Source organism: Microbacterium sp. NPDC078428, assembly GCF_044542535.1.
Taxonomy (GTDB): domain Bacteria; phylum Actinomycetota; class Actinomycetes; order Actinomycetales; family Microbacteriaceae; genus Microbacterium; species Microbacterium limosum.
Genome location: NZ_JBITUP010000001.1, coordinates 315,318 through 334,044 on the forward strand (window position 1 = coordinate 315,318; position 18,727 = coordinate 334,044).

Consider the following 18,727-nt stretch of genomic DNA (forward strand, 5'->3'; position numbering starts at 1 on the left):
ACCAGAAAGCGAACACATGACGAACCTGGAAACCCCGACCGCGCTGGCACTGACGGCGATCGAGGTGGAGACCGGCTCCGGAGTGCGGCTGGGCTCCGAGAGCGCCTCGCTCCTCGCCGCGTCGACACCCGTCCGCCTGATCACCTCCGACGGTGTCGCGACCGCCCGGTCCTACGATTCCGTCACGCAGGACGGCGCCGCGAGCGTCGGCCGGCTCGACACCGTCCTGCCCGACGGCACCCGCGTGCTCGTCGTGGACACGTGGTCGCCGTCCGCCGAGGGCGACAGCTTCCTGGTCAACCGCTCGTTCTCGATCGCAGAGGCCGGAACGGCGGCCGGGGTGCGCGCCGAGCTCGTCGTCGAGAGCACGGTCGAGGCGGAGCAGGCCGACTGGCAGTTCTACGTGACCGGCGCGCTGTACAACCGCAACGACACCGACCTCGACGGCAAGGAGGACTATCTCGGCGGATATGTCCAGGAATACCGGGACGATCGCAACGGGCATCTCGCCGTTCTCGCCTACCTGCCGGGCACGCGTCGGGGCTTCTCCCTCGCCCGGACGAGCGTCCCGACCTTCGACTCGGCCATCTCCGAGGACGAGCTGGTCAGCGGAGTGGTCATCGGCGAGTCGGACATCGGCTCCCTGGGCATCGACTCGCGGGAGGGCGATCCCCTCGCACTTCGGGCGGGCTACCCCTTCGGCGAAGAGGTCACGTTCAGCCTGGAGACCAGCGGTCGCGGATGGGCGGGCTTCCTGCCCGTCGAGGACGGTCGCACCGCCGCCGTCGACTACGAGCTCCGCGTGTTCTCCGCCGACGACCTGACGGAGGCGATCTGGAGCGTGACGCAGCGCCAGATCGTGCGCCTCGGTACGCGCCCGTCCGAGCTCCCGCTTCCGATGGAGGAGCTGGAGCAGCACCGCTTCCGTCTCACCCAGCTCTACTTTAAGGACTGGGACGAGGCGGAGGACCCCAAGCGGCCCGCGGGGTACATGACCCACTTCTCGCCGCGAAAGGGGCAGACGCTCGGATCCCTCATCGAGTTCGGCTTCACCGGCGCTCAGGCTCTCCACGCACTCAACGCCATCCGCCGCGGCTACCGCGAGGAGGTGCCGCTGTGGACGGAGCGCGCCAGGCAGGTGCTCGACTTCTTCGTACGCGAGATGCAGGCCGAGAACGGGTTCTCGGAGGGCATCTACGACACCCGGAGCAAGGACTTCGTCCGGTGGTTCACCGGCATCCTGCTGCCGTTCCAGTACTCCGACGACGACTCCGAGGCGCGCGCGTATCTCGGCAGCCAGATGACCGAGGCGCTCGGGCCCATCGCCCGGACGCTGCGCACGGTGCCGGGCAACTACACGCGCACGATGTGCGAATCGATCTACCCCCTCCTGCTCGCGTACGAGGCCGAGGCGCGCCAGGGCGTCGAGCACCCCGACTGGCTGGCCGCGGGCGAGCGGTTCGGCTCGTTCCTCCTCACGGTGCAGGGCGAGGACGGTGCCTGGTTCCGCGGCTACTCGCCGGAGGGCGAGGGCCTCACGACGCCGGTCGAGTGGTTCGGGAAGTCCCCCGTCGAGCAGCGGTCCGGCACGATCTTCCCGATCGAGGTGCTCTCGGTGCTGCATCGCATCACCGGCAACGAGGAGTACAAGCAGGCCGCGCTCCGGGCGGCCGATTACATCGCCGAGACGTTCGTTCCCGGGATCCTCTACTGCGGCGGACTCAACGACACCTCGCACATCAAGTCGGTGAAGATCGACTCCGTCGGCGTCATGTTCGCGATGCGGTCGCTCATCATGGCCCACAAGCTGGGCGGGCAGCAGCGTCACCTCGATGCGGCTCTCAAGGCGGCGAAGGTGCTGAGCTCGTGGCTGTTCCTCTGGGACGTTCCGTTCCCCAAGGGTTCCCTCCTGGACACCGGCGGGTTCCGGAGCACCGGGTGGGCCGTCTGCGACGCGATCCCCGGCGGCGGCTACGTCGACGACGAGTTCCTCGAGTTCGTGGGCGACATGCTCGACATCGCGCAGGCGGCCGAGGAGCCGGCGCTCATCGACATCGTCGAGATCGTGCTGGCCGGCATGCAGTACGGTCTGTCGATCCCGGGCAACATGCTGGGCTATGCGGCCCCGGGCATCCAGTGCGAGGGATACATGACGTCGTACTGGCTGAGCGCTCCCGAGGAGACCGCGTTCTCCGGCGCCGTCAACAAGAAGAAGGGCGACGACAACGACACCTGCAACGGGCTCGTGAACGCTCAGGCCCTCTACGGCTTGGACGCGCTTCGCGACCGGTTCGGGACGATCGAGTTCGCCGAGATCCGCCGCCTCCTGGGGGCGAGCGCGGGGGCCTGAGCCGCCCGCCTCCGTCCGGACGATCGAAAACGCGGAGGCTGCACGCGACAGCGCGCAGCCTCCGCGTTCGAGGTTGAGATCGGACGCGCTCGCTCAGGAAGCGCGCCGGGCCGCGGCCGCCGGGCGGTGGTCGGACTCGAGGTTCAGGTAGGCGCATTCGTCCGGCGTGAGAAGGAGGTCTGCCGCGCCCATCGACGAGCGGAGCTCGTCGACGGTGCGGGGACCGATCAGGGCGAAGGCGCTGAAGCGCTGACACAGCACGAAGGCCAGGGCGATCTCGGTGGCGGACACCCCGCGGGCGGCGGCGATCTCCTCGGCGCGCTCGCGCCGCGCGAAGTTCTCGTCGTTGAACCACACCCGGACGACATCTGCGAGGGCGGGATCGGCGGCATCTGCACGGTCGAAGCGGCCGGTGAAGAAGCCGCTCGCCTGGCTGGACCATGCGAACAGCGACAGGTCGCGTTGTTCGTACCAGCGACGGGTGGGCAGATCCGACGCCGTGTAGCAGTCCGTCCACGTCGCCTCGTTCCACAGGGCCAGGGAGAAGTTCGGGCTGCTGACGCGGAATCCCACGAGGCCATGCGCCGCCGCGTAGGCGTTGGCCTCGTCGATCCGGTGAGGAAGCCAGTTGGAGCCGCCGATGGCCCGGATGCGCCCGGCCGCGATGTGCTCGTTCATCACGTCGACGAACTCGCCAGCCGGGATCGAGGGGTTGTCGCGGTGCATCATGTAGATGTCCGCCGTGTCGACCTGCAGCTCCTCGAGCGAGCGGATCAGGTCGCTCGTGACGAGTTCGGGCGTCGCGGATGTCGTGCAGGCGCCCTTGGCGATGATCGAGACGCGGTCTCGCATCCCCCGGCGGGTGATCCAGTCGCCCACGACGCGCTCGGAGGAGCGGTCGGTGCCGTAGATCGCGGCGGTGTCGAGCGTGTTCCCCTCCACGCCCACGTACTCGTCGAGCAGGGCGAATGCGTCGTCGGGGTCGTCGGTCGACATCGCGGCGGTACCCATGACGACGCGCGACAGGGGGGCGGGCACTCCGGGAACGGTTCCGTACCGCATCTTTCTAGTCCTCCTGGTCGGTGGGGAAGTGAAGCCCGATCGCGCGGCGCCAGCGGTCCAGCGCCCGCATGTTCTGCAGGGAGTCCTCGAGATCCATCATCGGGAAGGGGGCCGAGCCGGTGCGCACGTACTCCGCGAACGCATCGACCTCCAGCGCGTACAGCGGCCGATCGGAGGCGACGACGCGCGACTCGACCGTGCCATCCCGCTCGATGAGCAGCTCCGGACGGCGGCCGCCGATCTCCGGCTGCCACGGGCTGGTGACCGTGATGCTGCCCTCGCTGCCCCACAGACGCGCGATCGAGGGGATGTCGACCTGGTTGCCGCACGTGACGCTCGCGATCATCCCGCCGTCGAACTCGAAGATCCCGACGCCCCACTCATCGACCCCGCTCCTCTCGCCGATCCTCGCGGTCGCCTTCACCGAGACGGGGTCGGCGAACCGGCGGCCCGCCCCGACTCCGGCGACGAGTCGCGAGAGGGAGAGGCCGTAGCACCCGAGGTCCATCAGGGCGCCCCCGCCGGCTGCGCGCTGCATCCGGTAGTTGTCGTACCCCCCGTGCATGTGCCCCCCGAACGAGGTCTCCATGACCCGGACCTCGCCGATGACCCCGTCCCGAAGGAGGCGGACGAGCTCGGAGATCTGCGGGTGCGCGCGGTACATGTAGCCCTCCATGAGGGTCACGCCGTGTTCTTCGGCGGCCCGAGCGGCGTGGGCCGCCTCGGCCGCGTTCAGCGCCATCGGCTTCTCGCAGAGCACGTGCTTCCCTGCCCTGATGCACTCCTGCATCCACTCCAGATGGAGGTGGTTGGGAAGGGCGATGTAGACGGCGTCGACGTCTTCGTCGTCGAGCAGGTCCTGGTAGGAGCCGAAGTGCTTCGGCGCGCCGTGTGCCGCCGCCAGCTCGGCGGCCCGGCCCCGGTCTCGACTGGCGATCGCCGTGAGGGTGCCCGAACGGGAGTGGGTGACGTCGCGCGCGAACTGCGGGGCGATGTACCCCACCCCCAGGACGCCCCAGCGCAGCGGTGCCGACGGAGCGTTCTCGGCGGAACGGTGCGCCTCGGCCTGTAGATCGGTCACGCGCTCGCCGCCTTCCGCTCGAAGATCCGCGATCGGAGCTGGGCGAAGTCCGACGTGCCGTACGTATCGACGAGGCCGTAGATGCCGTACGCGGCCTGCGCGTTGGTGAGGGCGTTGCAGGTGTCGTTGTCGTCGCCCTTCACCTTGTTGACGGCGCCCGAGAAGGCGGTGGTGTCCGGCGCGCTGACCCAGTAGGAGGTGAGAATGCCCTCGCACTGGATGCCGGGAGCGACGTAGCCGTGGTCGTTCTCGGGTGTGGAGAGCGCGTATTGCATCCCGTACTCGACGAGTTCGGCGATGTCGAAGAGCGCGGGCTCGTCCGCGAGGTCGGCGATCCTGACCAGGTCGGCGGTGAACTCGAGGAACTCGTTGTCCAGGTAGCTGCCGGAGGCGATGACGTCGCATCCCGCCCAGCCGGTCGACCTGAAGCCGGCCTCGGCGAGCAGACTGCCCGCCGGCATCGGCACATCCCACAGGTAGACCCAGGAGGACAGGATCTTCGCCGACGCGACCGCGGCATCGAGATACGACCGACGCGACGTCGCCTCGTGTGCCATGAGGAGCGAGCGCATGACGAACATCACCCCGACGGCATCGGTCTTGACCGACTTGACGTGGGTGGTGTCGTTGAGGCCGCCCATGTACACGGTGGGTTCGACGTAGGTGGCGATGATGAAGTCGGCTGCCCTCTCGGCTGCCAGGCGGTAGCGCTCATCTCCGGTCAGGCGATACAGCGTCGTGAGGACGGGGATCGGGAAGATCGTTCCGCTCTTCTGCTCCGCATAGGAGCTGCCGAACCATGCGGCCGGAGAGGTGAGCCCCTCGCCGGTCGGCTCGTAGGCGCGGAACCAGGAGCCGTCGTCGGCCTGCGACCTGAGCAGGAATTCGCCGAAGCGGGATCCGGCGGCCAGCCAGTGGTCGTTGATCGCGCCGTTGGCGGCATCCAGCTCGTAGGCGAGCAGGATCGGGTAGAAGGATTCGCACATGGTTCTCATGTAGTTGCCCTCGACCTCCCGCAGTTCGCGGGCGATCGGCGTCAGCGCCTCGGCCATCTGGCGTCCCACGAAGCGGCGTACGTCCTCCTCGTCCTCCGCGTACTGAAAGGGCATCAGGATTCCGGTGAACCAGTACGTGAACCGATCGTGGATCGGGTCGTAGATGCCCTGGGAGAACCCGTTGTCCAACTGGCAGTGCCGCACGAAGAAGTCGATCACCGACCGAGCCCTGTCGCGGTAGAGCCGCACGCCGCGCCGGTAGCCGTAGGCGAGCTGCGCCCAGGCGACCAGGGTCTGGTCGCCCGAGAACCCGAACTCGATCAGCGACCCCTGCACCGCCCCGGTCCGGGGGGAGAAGTGCACCAGGTAGCCGGCCGGCTCCTTCGCGTTCTCCTCCTTGCTCCAGCGGCGGTAGTTCAGCTGTGTCAGCAGCTGACGGTGCTCCACCGATTCGTCGAGCGTCACATCGGGGGAGGGGCGCCGGGTTCCGAGCTGCCGTCGCTGATGCTGGTGGAGCGCCCAGATGGCCTCCGTGAGATCCGGAGTGCCGGACTCCACGCGCACCTCGTAGGAGAGATCCATCGTCAGGTCCGCGCTGAGCGGGGCGAAGGCCTCCCACCCGGTGCCCGCCATGTCGAGCGAGAAGCTCCGTTCCTCGGCGAAGGGGAAGCTGGCGCGGAGGGTGACCGACCCATCGGCACCGGGCGCCAGCCCGAGGGATCCGATGTCGGTGGACTGCACGAAGCTGCGCGCTTGAATGTCCTCCGCGGTGATCGCCGTGTCGAAGGTCGGCGCCGTCGTCCGGGCGATCGAGAACGCCGTCGCCGTCTTCGGGGAACGCGCGAGCGCCGCGAGCGCCCCGTTCTTGTCGTCGCGCAGGTCTTGCGCGTAGCTGCCGTGGTAGTCCTCGACCCCGTCCTCGTCCCCGTCGTTGCGGTTGTAGAGCGTGCACGGCAGGTAGTACTGCCACTCCGATTCGGCCGTGCCCGGCGCCCGGGCGACGCCCTCGAGCCGCACCTGGAGGCCCGGAGCCGACCCGAGCTCGACGACGCTCACGCGGCGGTCGATGCGCACCGCGCTGTCGCCCGCGACGCTGACCAGGTCGGTCACGCTCACCACCGTGCCGTCGGCCAGCTCGATGCGCGCCTGGCCGCGGACCGAGCCGTCGTCATCGTCGACGGTGGCGTAGCCGGTGCGGACCGGGTCGTGGCCGAGAACCGCCACGATGATCGGAGTGGCGAGCTCGACGGTGTCTTCGCCGCGCCGGAGGACCACCGCCGGATGCTGCGCATGTCGGTCGATGTCGATGGAGACGGGCAGGGCCATGGTGTCCTCTCGGATGAAGAAGGTGGAGTCGTTGTCGTCAGGACGCGGGCGCGCCCGCAGCCAGTCCGTCGAGGCCTGCCTGCTGGAGCACGGGGAGCGCCGCGCCGCGTTCGGCGTCCTCGCGGGGGCGGTAGTCGAACCAGTCGAAGTGCGCGGGCGTGGACCGGCCCGACGGGCACTCGGCGTACAGCCCGATGAACACCCCCGTGAAGCCGCCGGCGAACTCCGTCGCCAGGAAGCGCGAGTCCGCCGGATCGCTCGTGTGCACGGTCCCGCTGCCGGTCGTCGCGGAGAAGACATAGGAGTCGGTGTCCCCCCGCACGCCGAGCACCAGGTCGCTCTCGTCCGTCTCGGCGACGACGGTGCAGACGTTCAGGCGTCCGATCACCTGGCGGAGGACGATCTGCTTCACTCCTTCGTGCCGCCGAACGCCGAAGGTGAAGAAGTGGTCGTCGTTCATGCGGACCGCGATGCCGGCCTCCTCGCCGTCCCGCGCCGGCGAGTACTCGATCCGCGTCCGGGCGTCGAAGGCATAGTGCTGCTGGCGCCGGCCGACGAAGCAGGGGAAGGGATCGGCGACTCGCGTCCCCTCCGTGGCCAACGTCAGCCACCCCTGCCGTGAGCCGAGCAGTGCCGCCGGGTCGAGCGGTCGTCGGACGAACTGCCACTGCGGACCGAGCCGAGGTTCGTCGAAGTCGTCGCGCGGGCGCGGCGGCGGGGGAGGGGACGCGGGCAGCGCGGGCCGCGGCAGCTCGGCCTCGATGACGCCGCGATCGCCGACCTGGGGCCATCCGTCCTCGCGCCAGCGCACCGGGGCCAGCAGTGTCTCCCGTCCGAGGAGATGACGGGGCCACTGTCCGACCGGGCGCACGCCGAGGCACACCAGCCACCACTCTCCGTTCGGCAGGGTGACCATGTCCGCGTGTCCCACGGCCTGCAAGGGGCTCGCCATGCTGCGGTGACTGACCAGTGGGCCGTGGGGAGAGGCCTCGAACGGCCCCCACGGTGACCTCGAGCGGCCGACGGTCACCATGTGGCCGTATTCCGTGCCGCCCTCGGCGAGGACGAGGTAGTAGAAGTCGCCCCGGCGGTACAGGTGCGGGGCCTCCGGGTACCGGCCGCCCGTGCCCCCCCAGATGAATCGGGGCTCACCGAGCATCCGTCCCGTCTTCGGATCGATCAGCGACTGCTGGATGCCGCGCTGGAACGCCGGATGCTCGGCGTGCGGGCCGCCCGGGTCCGGCTCGATGTTCGACGTGAAATAGGCCAGCCCGTCCTCGAAGAACAGAGACGGATCGATGCCGTCCTGATCCACCCATACGGGATCCGACCACGGCCCGCCGGGATCGGAGGCGTGCACGATGAAGTGACCGCCGCCCGAGACGTTGGTGGCCGTCACGAAGAAGAGCCCGTCGTGGTGGCGGATGGTCGGTGCGTAGATCCCGCCCGACGCGGAGGCGCCGGACAGATCCAGCTGCGACGGGCGATCAAGCACATGCCCGAGCGGCGACCACGACACCAGGTCCGTGCTGGTGAAGATCGGGATGCCGGGGAAGTACTCGAACGAGCTGACGACCAGGTAGAAGCGGTCGCCCACCCGGCAGACACTCGGATCGGGGTGGAAGCCGGTGAGGACGGGGTTGGTGAACGTGGCGGGGGAGGGGAGGTCGATCATCCCTTGACCGCTCCGGCCATCAGGCCCTCGACCAGGTGGCGCTGCAGGAACAGGAACAGGATGAGGACCGGGATGACCGCGACGACGCCCGACGCGAGCAGCGGGCCCCACTGGACCGTCAGGTTCCCCATGAATCCCGCGACTCCGAGCGGGAGCGTCTTGCCCGCATCGGAGTTGATGAGCACGAGGGGGAAGAGGTACTCGTTCCAGGAGAAGATGAAGGCGAACACCGCGATGGCGATGACGCCCGGACGAGCCACGGGAAGCAGGACGCTCCACAGCACCCTCATGCGCGAGGCGCCGTCGATCCGGCCCGCCTCCAGCAGCTCCTTCGGCACCTGGAGGAAGAAGCTGCGCAGCATCCAGATGCAGAAGGGCACCGTCAGCACGAGCTCGACGAGGATCAGTCCGACGATGTTGTCGACGAGGCCCATGCGGCTGAGGAGCGTGTAGGCGGGGATCACGACCACGACGCCCGGGAACATGTAGGTGAAGAGGATCAGCTTCCCCGCTGCCTGCCCGAACCGTGTGGGGAAGAACGCCAGGCTGTAGGCGCCGAGGACGGCGACGATCACCGTCAACGAGGTGACGATCACCGCGACGAGGATGCTGTTCCCGACCCACGTGAGGATCGGGGAGGAGGAGAACAGCTGCACGTAGCTGTCCAGGGTGAGCACCGACGGGAACAGCGCCCCGCTGAACAGCTGCGACGGCGCGGTGACCGAGGAGATGAACAGCCAGTAGAAGGGGAACGCCGAGTAGAGCGTGGCGGCCGCGATGGCCAGCGCGAGCAGCACCCTCCGGCTCACGCGCGATTCGAGGATCCGCATCATGACTCCTTCTCGCTGCGGCGGATGTAGGCGAAGTAGACAGCCGCCAGGATCGCGATGGTGATGAGCATGAGAACCGCCCACGCCCCGGCCTCGCCGATCTGCAGGCCCTTGAATGCCACCTCGTAGGTCTTCACCGGGAGGATCATCGTCCGGTCTGCGGGGCCGCCGCGCGTGGAGAGATAGACGAGATCGAAGTTGTTGAAGTTGAACATCGTGAAGATGAGGGCGACGGTCAGCAGGATGCCGCGCAGGTGCGGCAGCGTGACGGCCCCGAATGTGCGGGCCCTGCCCGCGCCGTCCACGGCGGCGGCCTCCTTGAGCTCCTGCGGCACGCTCTGCAGGCCGGCGAGGAAGATGATCATCGTGAAGGGCACCCCGCGCCACACGTTCACCCCGATGACCGTCCAGAGCGCGAGCGACTCGTCCGAGAACCAGGCGAGGTCGCGCCACGCCGGATTCACCTGTGCCAACAGGTTGTTGATGACGCCGTACAGGTCGTTCAGCATCCACTTCCAGATCAGGGCGACCACCACGACCGGGGTGACCCACGGGAGCAGGAAGAGTCCCCGGAGGAAGCCGCGACCCCGGAAGCGCTGGTTGAGCAGGAGGGCGAACGCCAGCCCGATCACGATCTGCAGGGACACCGACAGGCCGGTCCACAGCAGCGTGCGGCCGAAGGTCGCCCAGAATCCGGCGTCGGTGAGGATGTCGATGTAGTTGTCGACGCCGATGAACTCGGCGACGGGCCTCAGGAAGCTGCGATCGGTGAAGCTGTCCAAGAAGACCGAGACGAGGGGGACGCCCATCAGCAGCAGGATGACGGCGGCGGCCGGGAGCAGGAGCAGCAGGCCGGTGATGCGCTCGCGCTGCGCCTGTCGCGATCTCCTCGTCGCCGAGCGAGGCGATCGCCCTCCGCCGGGTCCCGGCGGATGCTGCGCCGACGCCTTCGGCTGGGGAACGGGTGTGACGGTCATGTGACCTCCAGAGGGAAGATGAGGGCGGACGGGGAGGGCCTCCCCGTCCGCCCGTTCGACGACGCGAGGGTTGGTCAGCCGATCGTTTCTCTCATCTGCTCCGCGATCGCATCGGCGGCCGCTTGCGGATCCTCGCCGCCTTCGATGACGGCTGTCGCGGCCTGGGCGATCAGGTTGAGTCCCTCCCACTCACCGGCGTGCGGGTTCGGCAGCCCGAAGATCCACGCGTCCGGGAGGCTCGTCTTGATCGCGTCGATCAGGTCGGCGTTCGCGACCACCTTCTCGTTGCTCAGGTAGGACTCGCTCTCCTGCACGGAGGCGAGCACCGGGAAGAAGGAGGTCGGGTTGACGAGCACGAGGTCCTCGTAGTTCGCCGGGTCGTAGAAGTACGACAGGAGCTCCTTGGTCTCCTCGGGGTGCTCGCCGCCCTGGAACGCGAAGAGGCTCAGGTTGCCCATGAAGGCGCCGGCGCCGCCGTTGGAGGGCACCGGGACCGCCCCGAACTGCGCCGCGACCTCGGGTCCCGCTGCGTCGAGCGCAGACTGCATCCAGCTGCCGTAGATGAACATCCCGAGCTTCCCGGTGCTCATCGCCGCCTGGGCCTCCGGCCGGTCGTAACCGCCCGAGCCCGGAGGCGAGTACTGCGCCAGCGAGCTGTAGAACTCGAGCGCCTCGACCGACTTCTCCGAGTCGAAGGTCACCGTGTCGGGGTCGTCCCGATCCACGATGTCCCCGCCGTTGGAGAGGATGAGGCTGTAGAGGCTCTGGTTGGTCACCTGGCTGGTGGACGACGGGATGAGGATGCCGTACTGGTCGTCGTGGGTCATCGCCTGCGCGGCCGCCTCCAGCTCCTCCCATGTCGTGGGCGGCTCGAGCCCGGCGGCTTCCAGCATCGGCTTGTTGTACCAGAGCACGACGGAGTTGTTGACGAGGGGAAGGGTGAACCAGTCGCCGTCGTCGGTCTTGCTGAGCTCGACGAGCGAGGCGGCGGAGTCGGCGAACACCTCTTCGCCTCCCATCGCGTCCACCGCGTCGTTCAGCGGCTCGAGCACGCCCTGCTCCTGGAACGAGGCGGCGAAGGCGACCGAGCCGATCGAGGCGTCGGGCGCGTTGCCGCTCTGCAGCGCCGTCTGCCACTTGGGGTAGATGTCGGACCAGGGAACGGTGACCACGTTGACGTTGACGTTGGGATTGTCCGCTTCATACGCGGCGATGATGTTCTCGAAGGCGCCGACGACCGCCTCCTCGGTTTCCGGGTTCCAGAACTCGAGCTCGATCTGTTCGCCGTCCGTCGGCGAATCGGGCTCCGAGCTGCCGCAACCGCTCGTGACCGCTCCCACGATCAGTGCGAGCGAGACGGCGATGTACTTCGTTGTACGCGTGGGCATGGTGACCTTTCTGTGTGCGAGAACACTCGCGAATCGACATTGATTGGTGAAAGGGTTTCGAAATATCTTCCGATAGTGGAAGCAAGCTAACACGCCTCCGTTTTTCGAACAAGAGGTTTCTCTCGCACCGACGCGGCCCGAAAATGGACGAGCCTCTGCGCAATGAAGACGGCGGGCGGGCGGCCGAGATGCCGACTGCTCACGCGTCTTCCCTTGATTTTCGGGCGCTGGGGAGGACGAAAATGTTTCGCATGAGTACGTTCGGGCCGATCGATCGGCCCGAACGTGCGGTAGTGTGTGGACGTCTCGAAATAATTTCGGAGGGCTGCAATGTCTACCCGTCGTCCCACGCTCGCCGACGTCGCCGCGCTGGCCGGCGTGTCGGTTGCGACCGTGTCGAAGGTCGTGAACGCCCGGAGCGACGTCGCGTCGACGACACGGACCCGCGTTCTGCACGTGCTCGGCGAGACCGGATACGCCAATCCGGTGGCGCGGGCCGAAGCCGACGGATACCGGCGCCCCGCGGTCCTGCCGGGACGCACGCCGCAGATCCTCGTCCTCCTGCCGGGAATCGAGACGATGTACTCCGCGACCGTTCTGCACGGGATCATCGCCGGCGCTCTGAGTTTGGGAGCCCACATCGTCACCCGGTTCGGCACCGGCGCGCACGACAGCCAGCTCCCGCCCGTGGCGGATGTGATGCTGCCGGTCGACTGCATCGGGATCATCGCCGTGACCCACACCGCCGCCGGGCTGCGGTCGTCGGACGCGTCCACGAAGCTGCCCGTCGTCGCCATCGACCCGTGGGAGGACCATCCCGCCCACTGGATGACGATGGGCGCGACGAACTGGACCGGGGGGAAGTCGGCGACCGACCACCTCCTGGAGCTCGGGCACCGCAGGATCGGCTGGCTCGGCGGTCCGGCCCTCAACGAGGCATCCGCCGAACGCCTTCACGGATACCGCGCGGCGCTGCAGTCGGCGGGTGTTCCGATCGACGCCTCCGTCGAACTCAACGGCGACTTCGATTTCGAGTTCGGGCGCACGGCCTCCGTCGCTCTCCTCGAGCGCGCTGACCGGCCGACCGCGCTGGTGGCCGCCAACGACGAGATCGCGATCGGAGCGATAGACGGCGCGCGGTCCCTCGGTCTCAGCGTGCCCGCCGATGTGTCCATCACGGGATTCGACGACACTCCTCAGGCGTCGTGGTCGGCTCCGAAGCTGACCTCCGTGCGGCAGCCTCTCGCCGATATGGGGCGGATGGCGGTCTCGATGATCCTCGACACGGTGCGGGGCAGTGCGCCGGAGTCTCGCCACATCCAGCTGGTCACCCGCCTGATCGTGCGCGAATCGACGGCGGCGCCGCGACCGAGCTGATCGGCGACGAGCGGGTCGTCGCCGATCAGACGATCACGGCGGAGCCGGGCGCGAGCGGCCGCTGAGGCGCCGGGGTTGCGAACGTCGGCTACGCCCGGGACCCCGTGTCCGGGCCGCTCCGGGCGGTCCACGCCGCTCCCAGCGTGAACTGGCTGGAGGCGCCGAAGTAGCGCATGGCCTCGTCGATGCGGCGCCGGCCGGTGCGTGGACTGAGCCCGAGCGTCTGCGCGGCGGCATCCACGGTCATGCCACGGCTGAGGAGTCGCAGCATCGGGTCCCAGGGGTGCTCGTCGCTGCGGACGGGGCGCGACTGCGTCCAGAGCGACTCGAACGCCCAGTGCAGCACGGTGGCGAGGGCGCTCGTGCGTGCGCCGACGACGGTGGTCGGGTCGGGATCGCCCCAGACCTGGGGGAGGGCGACGATGTCGTCGTCGATGATCCAGAAGAAGCTCGGCGGGCGCGGATGCACGCGGATGAGCGTGCCGGTGGCGAGCTCGTTGTCGATGTGCCACTGGTTCTCGGGCGCCCGGGCATCTTCATCGGACAGGATGACGCGGACCCGGTGCTCGTCGCCGGCCCGTGCCGCCCAGAAGGTCTCGGCGTACTCCAGGCCCGCCGCCCGCAGCACGCCCGTCGCGGGGATGCAGAGGTCCGCCGATCGCGGCGCGTTGCGCGAGGACTGCAGCCGCCACATGTCCGCCAGCGCCCACGGCCCTTCGATGACGTCCAGGGGCAGGGAGGGAGATTCTCTGCCGTTCGTCCAACTGCTGAGAAGCTCGGGCAGGTCGGCGATGAGCTCCTTCGAGCGCTGCACGGACTCCTGCAACGATCGCACCCCCTCGTCCAGGGTGTGCTGAAGGGCGTCCGCCGCCGCGAAGTCCGGGCGCCGGTAGACGAGCTCATCGCCGATGACGTTCAGCAGCCGCATCTCGGCCAGCTGCTCGAGCGGGCCGTGAAGGGCTGCGTCGGCGACGCCGAGCACGGCCGCGAGGTCGGCGGGGGTGGCCGGCCGTTCCCGCAGAGCGGCTGCCAGCACGTCGAGCCAGCTCACGCTCGCTGTCGATTCGCAATCCACGCACGTCTCCTGGCCGTCTTGTGCCACTGGCAGCATCCGCTCCCGCTTCCGTCGATAGTGTCACGACCGAACGCCAGGAGCCCAACCGACACGTGCGGGCTCAGAGTGGGAGGAGACGGCGAGTGAGCGAGCAGCAGGCGCAATCGGATCGGAAGAAGTGGACGGCGCGGCGGGTGATTGTGCTCGCCCTTTTGATGGCGGGCGCGGGCACCGCCGCGTACGGGGTGTCGTATCTCGTGTTCGTCAACCTGGGCTGACCGCCCGCAGCCGGTCGCCCCGCGAGCGGTGAGGTGCGCCGCTACGCTGACGCCATGACGGACGACGGCGACCTGTTGTCGGCCGACGATGCGCGCATCCTCGCCCTCGAGTCATCCGTCCTCACGGGGCACACCCTCAAGCTCATGATCCTGCGCCCGGGGGCGGTGCTGGACATCGAGTCGCTGCGGGCATCGGTGAGCGCCCGGCTCGTGGAAGCGCCCCGTGCGCTCGAGCGGGTGACGGCGGGGGCGGCCGGGGGGCGGCCGCGATGGGTCGCGGCGCAGGACTTCGACATCGCCGCGCACGTGCGTCGGCGAGCGGGAACCGAGTGCGCCACCGCCGAGGACCTGCGTCTGACCGTCAGCACGCTGATGTCGGAGCACCTCGACCGTGCCCGGCCGCTCTGGACGCTCGATGTCATCGGGCCGCTCGCCGACGGCAGCGAGGCGATCGCCGCGAGGATGCATCACGCCATGGTCGACGGGATCGCGGGGATGCGGTTCCTCGAGACGGTCCTGCTCGACCCGCACGACGCCCCCGCGCACGACGGCGGATCCCGCGGGGCGGCGGCGCGGGGGCGGGGTGCGAGCGAGTGGGCCCGTCTCGCTTCCGCGATCGAGCGCGAGCTCGGCCACCCCGGTTCGCGCTCGCCGTTCGATCGGCCGGTCACGGGCGCTCGCGAGCTGGCGTTCGCCGCGATGCCGCTCGACGGGCTCCGGGCGATCGGCGCCTCGCGGCCCGCGCATGCCACCGTCAACGACGTGCTCCTCGCGGCCGTCGCCGGCGGACTGCGCACCTGGCTCGGCGATCGGGCGAACCGCCTCGACCTCCGCGCGCAGGTTCCCGTGAGCCTGCACCGCCGTGACGAGGACCCGGCGACGTCGGGCAACCGCGACTCGTTCCTCAACGTGGATCTGGAGCTCGCGGCATCCGACCCTCTGGAGCGCCTCGACCGCATCAGCGCGCGGACGCGCGCCGAGAAGCAGGCGGATGACGCGGGCCTGCTGTACGACCTCTTCCACGCGCTCGGGACGGTACCGCTGGTGGATGCCGTCGCCCAGCGGCTCGCGGGCAGCTCCCGCGAGTTCGGCGTGGCGATCTCGAACGTGCCCGGACCGCGCGTTCCCGTCGCGGTGCACGGCCGGCGCGTCGAGCGGCTGTTCTCCTCGTCGGAGCCCGCGGCGCACCACGCCCTGCGCATCGCCGCGATCTCGCACGCCGACGAGATGGGGATCGGGTTCTGCACCGACCCCACGGCGGTGCCCGGGGTGCGGAGCCTCGCGGAGGCGGTGGGCGAGTCCTACCGCGAGCTGCGCGACGCAGCGCTCGGCGCATCGCCGTGACGGGGTGACCCCGGCTGCGGCCGGGACGCCGTGTCGGGGGCGGGCAGGAAGTACTCGCGGGCGAGGGGCGCGACATCCACCCCACCGGCGTCGACCGTGCCGATCCAGCGCAGCTCCGCGATCTCGGCCCCGACCCGCGGCCGCTGGGACCCGAGCGACGCCTCGAACACGTCGGCGACGACGAGGAAGCCCGGCTCGTTGGCGGCGGCGGCCGTGAATCGTCCGAGGGGGTGCAGGTCTCCGGCGTCGATCCGCACGCCGATCTCCTCTTCGAGCTCGCGGCTGAGGGTCTCGGCCGGGGTCTCGCCCGGTTCGGGCTTGCCGCCGGGCTGCATGAAAGCGGTCGTGCCCGCCTTGCGCACCACGAGCAGCCGGCCGGCGTCGTCTCGGATGACGGCCGCCGAGACGCGGATGCGGCGGGGCTCGGGCTGCGCGGTGCTCACCCGGGCACGCTAACAGGCGCGGGCCGGTCGACACCTCCGCGCGAACGGTCGCGACGCGCCGCGCGGGGGCGGAGGGCCGCGGCATGTCGCGACCGTTCGCGGGAGGGGCGGGGCGGGATGCCGCGGGCGGCGACGTAGAATCGTGTGTGCCCGACGAGACTTCCGTGACCGCCGACACGCCGCAAGGCGGCGAGGTCGAACCGCCGCCGACCGGCGCCGCCGACACGTCGCGAAGCGGCGAGGTCGAACCGCCGCCGAGCGGCATCGACCCCGACGAGCTCGCGATCACCCTGAAGGTGCTCGGGGGCATGGCCTCCGTCGACCAGGCCCACCCCGACTACGTCGCCGTGCGTCGCGCGACCGCCGCGATGTTCAAGGCCGTGAAGAAGGTGCGCCGGCGTGAGATCCGCGAGGCGATCGCGACCGCCGACCGGGCCGTGGTCGCCGCGACCGCGACGGGGGCGCCCGACCGCATCGACGACGAGACCCGCGGCATCCCGATCAGTACGTCCACGACGGCGCCGACGGCGGGCACGCTGCTCAAGGCGCGCGGCTGCTACATCTGCAAGCAGCCGTACACGCTCGTCGACGCGTTCTACCACCAGCTGTGTCCCGACTGCGCGGCGATGAGCCACGCCAAGCGCAACGCCCGCACCGATCTCACCGGGCGTCGCGCGCTGCTCACCGGCGGTCGCGCGAAGATCGGCATGTACATCGCGCTGCGCCTGCTGCGCGACGGGGCCCACACGACGATCACGACCCGCTTCCCGCGTGACGCGGTGCGCCGCTTCAGCAGCCTGCCCGACGCCCCCGAGTGGATCGACCGGCTGAAGATCGTGGGGATCGACCTGCGGGATCCTGCGCAGGTCATCGGCCTGGCCGACGACGTCGCCGCCGCCGGCACGCTCGACATCCTGATCAACAACGCCACGCAGACCGTCCGGCGCTCGCCGGGGGCATACCAGCCGCTCGTGGATGCCGAGCTCGCGCCGTTGCCGGATGGTCCGCTGCCCGAGCTGATCACGTTCGGCCACACCAGCGACCAGCACCCCCAGGCGCTCGAACGCTCGGTTACCGCGCATCCGATCCTGGCCGCCGCCGCCTCTCGGGCCGAGGAGCTGACCGAACAGGCGATGGCGGCGGGATCGAGCTCGCTCGATCGGCTCGCGGCCGGCACCGCGATCGACGCGGGCGGCCTCGTACCCGATCTCGACCACATCAACTCCTGGACGCAGCGCGTGGACCAGGTCGACCCGCTCGAGATGCTCGAGGTGCAGCTGGCGAACACGACGGCACCGTTCCTGCTCGTGTCGAAGCTGCGTCCCTCGCTCGCCGCGAGCCCCGCCCCGCGCACGTACATCGTGAACGTCAGCGCGATGGAGGGCGTCTTCGGGCGGGGCTACAAGGGCCCGGGGCATCCGCACACGAACATGGCGAAGGCCGCGGTGAACATGCTCACGCGCACGAGCGCGCGCGAGATGTTCGAGGCCGACGGCATCCTCATGACGAGCGTCGACACCGGCTGGATCACCGACGAGCGCCCGCACCCGACGAAGGTGCGGCTGGCGGAGGAGGGGTTCCACGCCCCGCTGGATCTCGTCGACGGCGCGGCGCGCGTGTACGACCCGATCGTGCGGGGCGAGGCGGGCGAGGATCTCTTCGGGGTCTTCCTCAAGGACTACGCCCCCGGCAACTGGTGAGCCCCGTCCCGCTGCGACCGGAGCGTGGCACCCTGTTCTGATGACCTCCGAACTGCTTGATCTGCGATACGGCGGCGCGGCCCCCGCCACGACGGCGACGGGGAACGAGGTGATCCCCCTCCTGCTGCGGCACCGCTCCGTGCGGTCGTTCACGGAGAAGGGGATCGACGACGAGACGATGACGGCGATCGTCGCCGCCGCGCAGTCCGCGGCGACGAGCTCGAACATGCAGGCCTGGTCGGTCGTCGAGGTGAGGGATGCCGCGCGCAAGGACGCCCTCTCGCGCCTGGCGGGCGACCAGGCGTTCATCCGCGACGCCCCCGTCTTCCTCGTCTTCGTGGCGGACTGGGCGCGCCACCGTGCCGTGGCCTCGCATCGCGGCGAGCCCGCGGACGGCGTGGAGTACATGGAGAGCACGCTCGTCGGCGTCATCGACGCGGCCCTCGCCGCGCAGAACGCCACGGTCGCGGCCGAGTCGCTGGGTCTCGGCGCCGTCTACGTGGGAGCGGTGCGCAACGCGCCCGAGGCGATCTCCGACCTGCTCGAGCTGCCGCCGGGGGCATTCCCCGTCATAGGGATGGCGCTCGGTCACCCCGACCCGCGCGACAGGGCGGGCATCAAGCCGCGGCTCCCGCAATCCGTCGTGCGGCACCGGGAGACCTATCGGGCGTCGCCCGACGAGACGATCGGCGCCTACGATCACGCCGTCCGGGAGTACTACTCCGGACAGGGTGCGGCGCGCGGCTGGATCGAGACGATCGTGGGGCGCATCCGCAGCGGGGCGAGTCTGCGGGGGCGCGACGGCATGCGCGCCTCCCTCGAGCGGCGCGGCCTGCCGTCGCGCTAA

Annotated in this window: 15 protein-coding genes; 6 read left to right on the plus strand and 9 right to left on the minus strand. The window is 69.7% G+C overall.

The window, feature by feature from the left end; translation table 11 throughout:
- Positions 1-16 precede the first annotated feature (16 nt).
- Complete coding sequence (locus ACIGCK_RS01515; RefSeq protein ID WP_396663245.1) at positions 17-2,350, plus strand: hypothetical protein; 2,334 nt, start codon at positions 17-19, stop codon at positions 2,348-2,350.
- A gap of 93 nt (positions 2,351-2,443) precedes the next feature.
- Here ACIGCK_RS01515 and ACIGCK_RS01520 read toward each other — a convergent pair whose 3' ends face one another.
- The 7 genes from ACIGCK_RS01520 to ACIGCK_RS01550 form a co-directional block, all read right to left on the minus strand.
- Positions 2,444-3,388: an aldo/keto reductase gene (locus ACIGCK_RS01520; protein ID WP_396663247.1), complete on the minus strand. Its 945-nt coding sequence runs from the start codon at positions 3,386-3,388 to the stop codon at positions 2,444-2,446.
- A gap of 28 nt (positions 3,389-3,416) precedes the next feature.
- On the minus strand, positions 3,417-4,493 hold the full coding sequence (locus ACIGCK_RS01525; RefSeq protein WP_396663249.1) for a Gfo/Idh/MocA family protein: 1,077 nt from the start codon (positions 4,491-4,493) through the stop codon (positions 3,417-3,419).
- A complete protein-coding gene (locus ACIGCK_RS01530; RefSeq protein ID WP_396663250.1) occupies positions 4,490-6,814 on the minus strand; it encodes a hypothetical protein in 2,325 nt (774 codons plus the stop codon). The genes ACIGCK_RS01525 and ACIGCK_RS01530 overlap by 4 nt, the downstream gene beginning before the upstream one ends.
- A 37-nt stretch (positions 6,815-6,851) precedes the next feature.
- Entirely contained in the window at positions 6,852-8,489 is a 1,638-nt protein-coding gene (locus ACIGCK_RS01535; RefSeq protein WP_396663252.1) for a glycoside hydrolase family 43 protein, read from the minus strand.
- Entirely contained in the window at positions 8,486-9,322 is an 837-nt protein-coding gene (locus ACIGCK_RS01540) for a carbohydrate ABC transporter permease (RefSeq protein ID WP_396663253.1), read from the minus strand. The genes ACIGCK_RS01535 and ACIGCK_RS01540 overlap by 4 nt, the downstream gene beginning before the upstream one ends.
- Positions 9,319-10,296: a carbohydrate ABC transporter permease gene (locus tag ACIGCK_RS01545; RefSeq protein ID WP_396663255.1), complete on the minus strand. Its 978-nt coding sequence runs from the start codon at positions 10,294-10,296 to the stop codon at positions 9,319-9,321. Before ACIGCK_RS01545 ends, ACIGCK_RS01540 begins: the two co-directional genes overlap by 4 nt.
- A 74-nt stretch (positions 10,297-10,370) precedes the next feature.
- Positions 10,371-11,684, minus strand: coding sequence for an ABC transporter substrate-binding protein (locus ACIGCK_RS01550; protein ID WP_396663256.1), 1,314 nt, complete (start codon positions 11,682-11,684; stop codon positions 10,371-10,373).
- A gap of 330 nt (positions 11,685-12,014) precedes the next feature.
- On the opposite strand from ACIGCK_RS01550, the gene ACIGCK_RS01555 reads away from it, so the two are divergent.
- Positions 12,015-13,061 carry a LacI family DNA-binding transcriptional regulator gene (locus tag ACIGCK_RS01555; RefSeq protein ID WP_396663257.1) on the plus strand — a complete coding sequence of 349 codons (1,047 nt, stop codon included), beginning with the start codon at positions 12,015-12,017 and terminating at the stop codon, positions 13,059-13,061.
- Positions 13,062-13,149: 88 nt separating this feature from the next.
- On the opposite strand, the gene ACIGCK_RS01560 is transcribed toward ACIGCK_RS01555, so the two are convergent.
- Positions 13,150-14,112, minus strand: coding sequence for a hypothetical protein (locus ACIGCK_RS01560; RefSeq protein WP_396663259.1), 963 nt, complete (start codon positions 14,110-14,112; stop codon positions 13,150-13,152).
- A 146-nt stretch (positions 14,113-14,258) separates the two neighbouring features.
- Between ACIGCK_RS01560 and ACIGCK_RS01565 the strand changes: the two genes are divergently transcribed.
- Complete coding sequence (locus tag ACIGCK_RS01565; RefSeq protein WP_396663260.1) at positions 14,259-14,393, plus strand: hypothetical protein; 135 nt, start codon at positions 14,259-14,261, stop codon at positions 14,391-14,393.
- Positions 14,394-14,447: 54 nt separating this feature from the next.
- Positions 14,448-15,737, plus strand: a complete 1,290-nt coding sequence (locus tag ACIGCK_RS01570; protein WP_396663262.1) for a wax ester/triacylglycerol synthase domain-containing protein — start codon at positions 14,448-14,450, stop codon at positions 15,735-15,737.
- Here ACIGCK_RS01570 and ACIGCK_RS01575 read toward each other — a convergent pair.
- A complete protein-coding gene (locus ACIGCK_RS01575) occupies positions 15,695-16,180 on the minus strand; it encodes an NUDIX domain-containing protein (protein ID WP_396663263.1) in 486 nt (161 codons plus the stop codon). The two genes, ACIGCK_RS01570 and ACIGCK_RS01575, sit on opposite strands and share 43 nt — an antisense overlap.
- 146 nt (positions 16,181-16,326) lie before the next feature.
- Between ACIGCK_RS01575 and ACIGCK_RS01580 the strand changes: the two genes are divergently transcribed.
- Together ACIGCK_RS01580 and ACIGCK_RS01585 are read left to right on the plus strand one after the other, a co-directional pair.
- A complete protein-coding gene (locus tag ACIGCK_RS01580; protein ID WP_396663265.1) occupies positions 16,327-17,880 on the plus strand; it encodes an SDR family NAD(P)-dependent oxidoreductase in 1,554 nt (517 codons plus the stop codon).
- 40 nt (positions 17,881-17,920) lie between these two features.
- Positions 17,921-18,727 carry an NADPH-dependent oxidoreductase gene (locus ACIGCK_RS01585; protein WP_396663267.1) on the plus strand — a complete coding sequence of 269 codons (807 nt, stop codon included), beginning with the start codon at positions 17,921-17,923 and terminating at the stop codon, positions 18,725-18,727.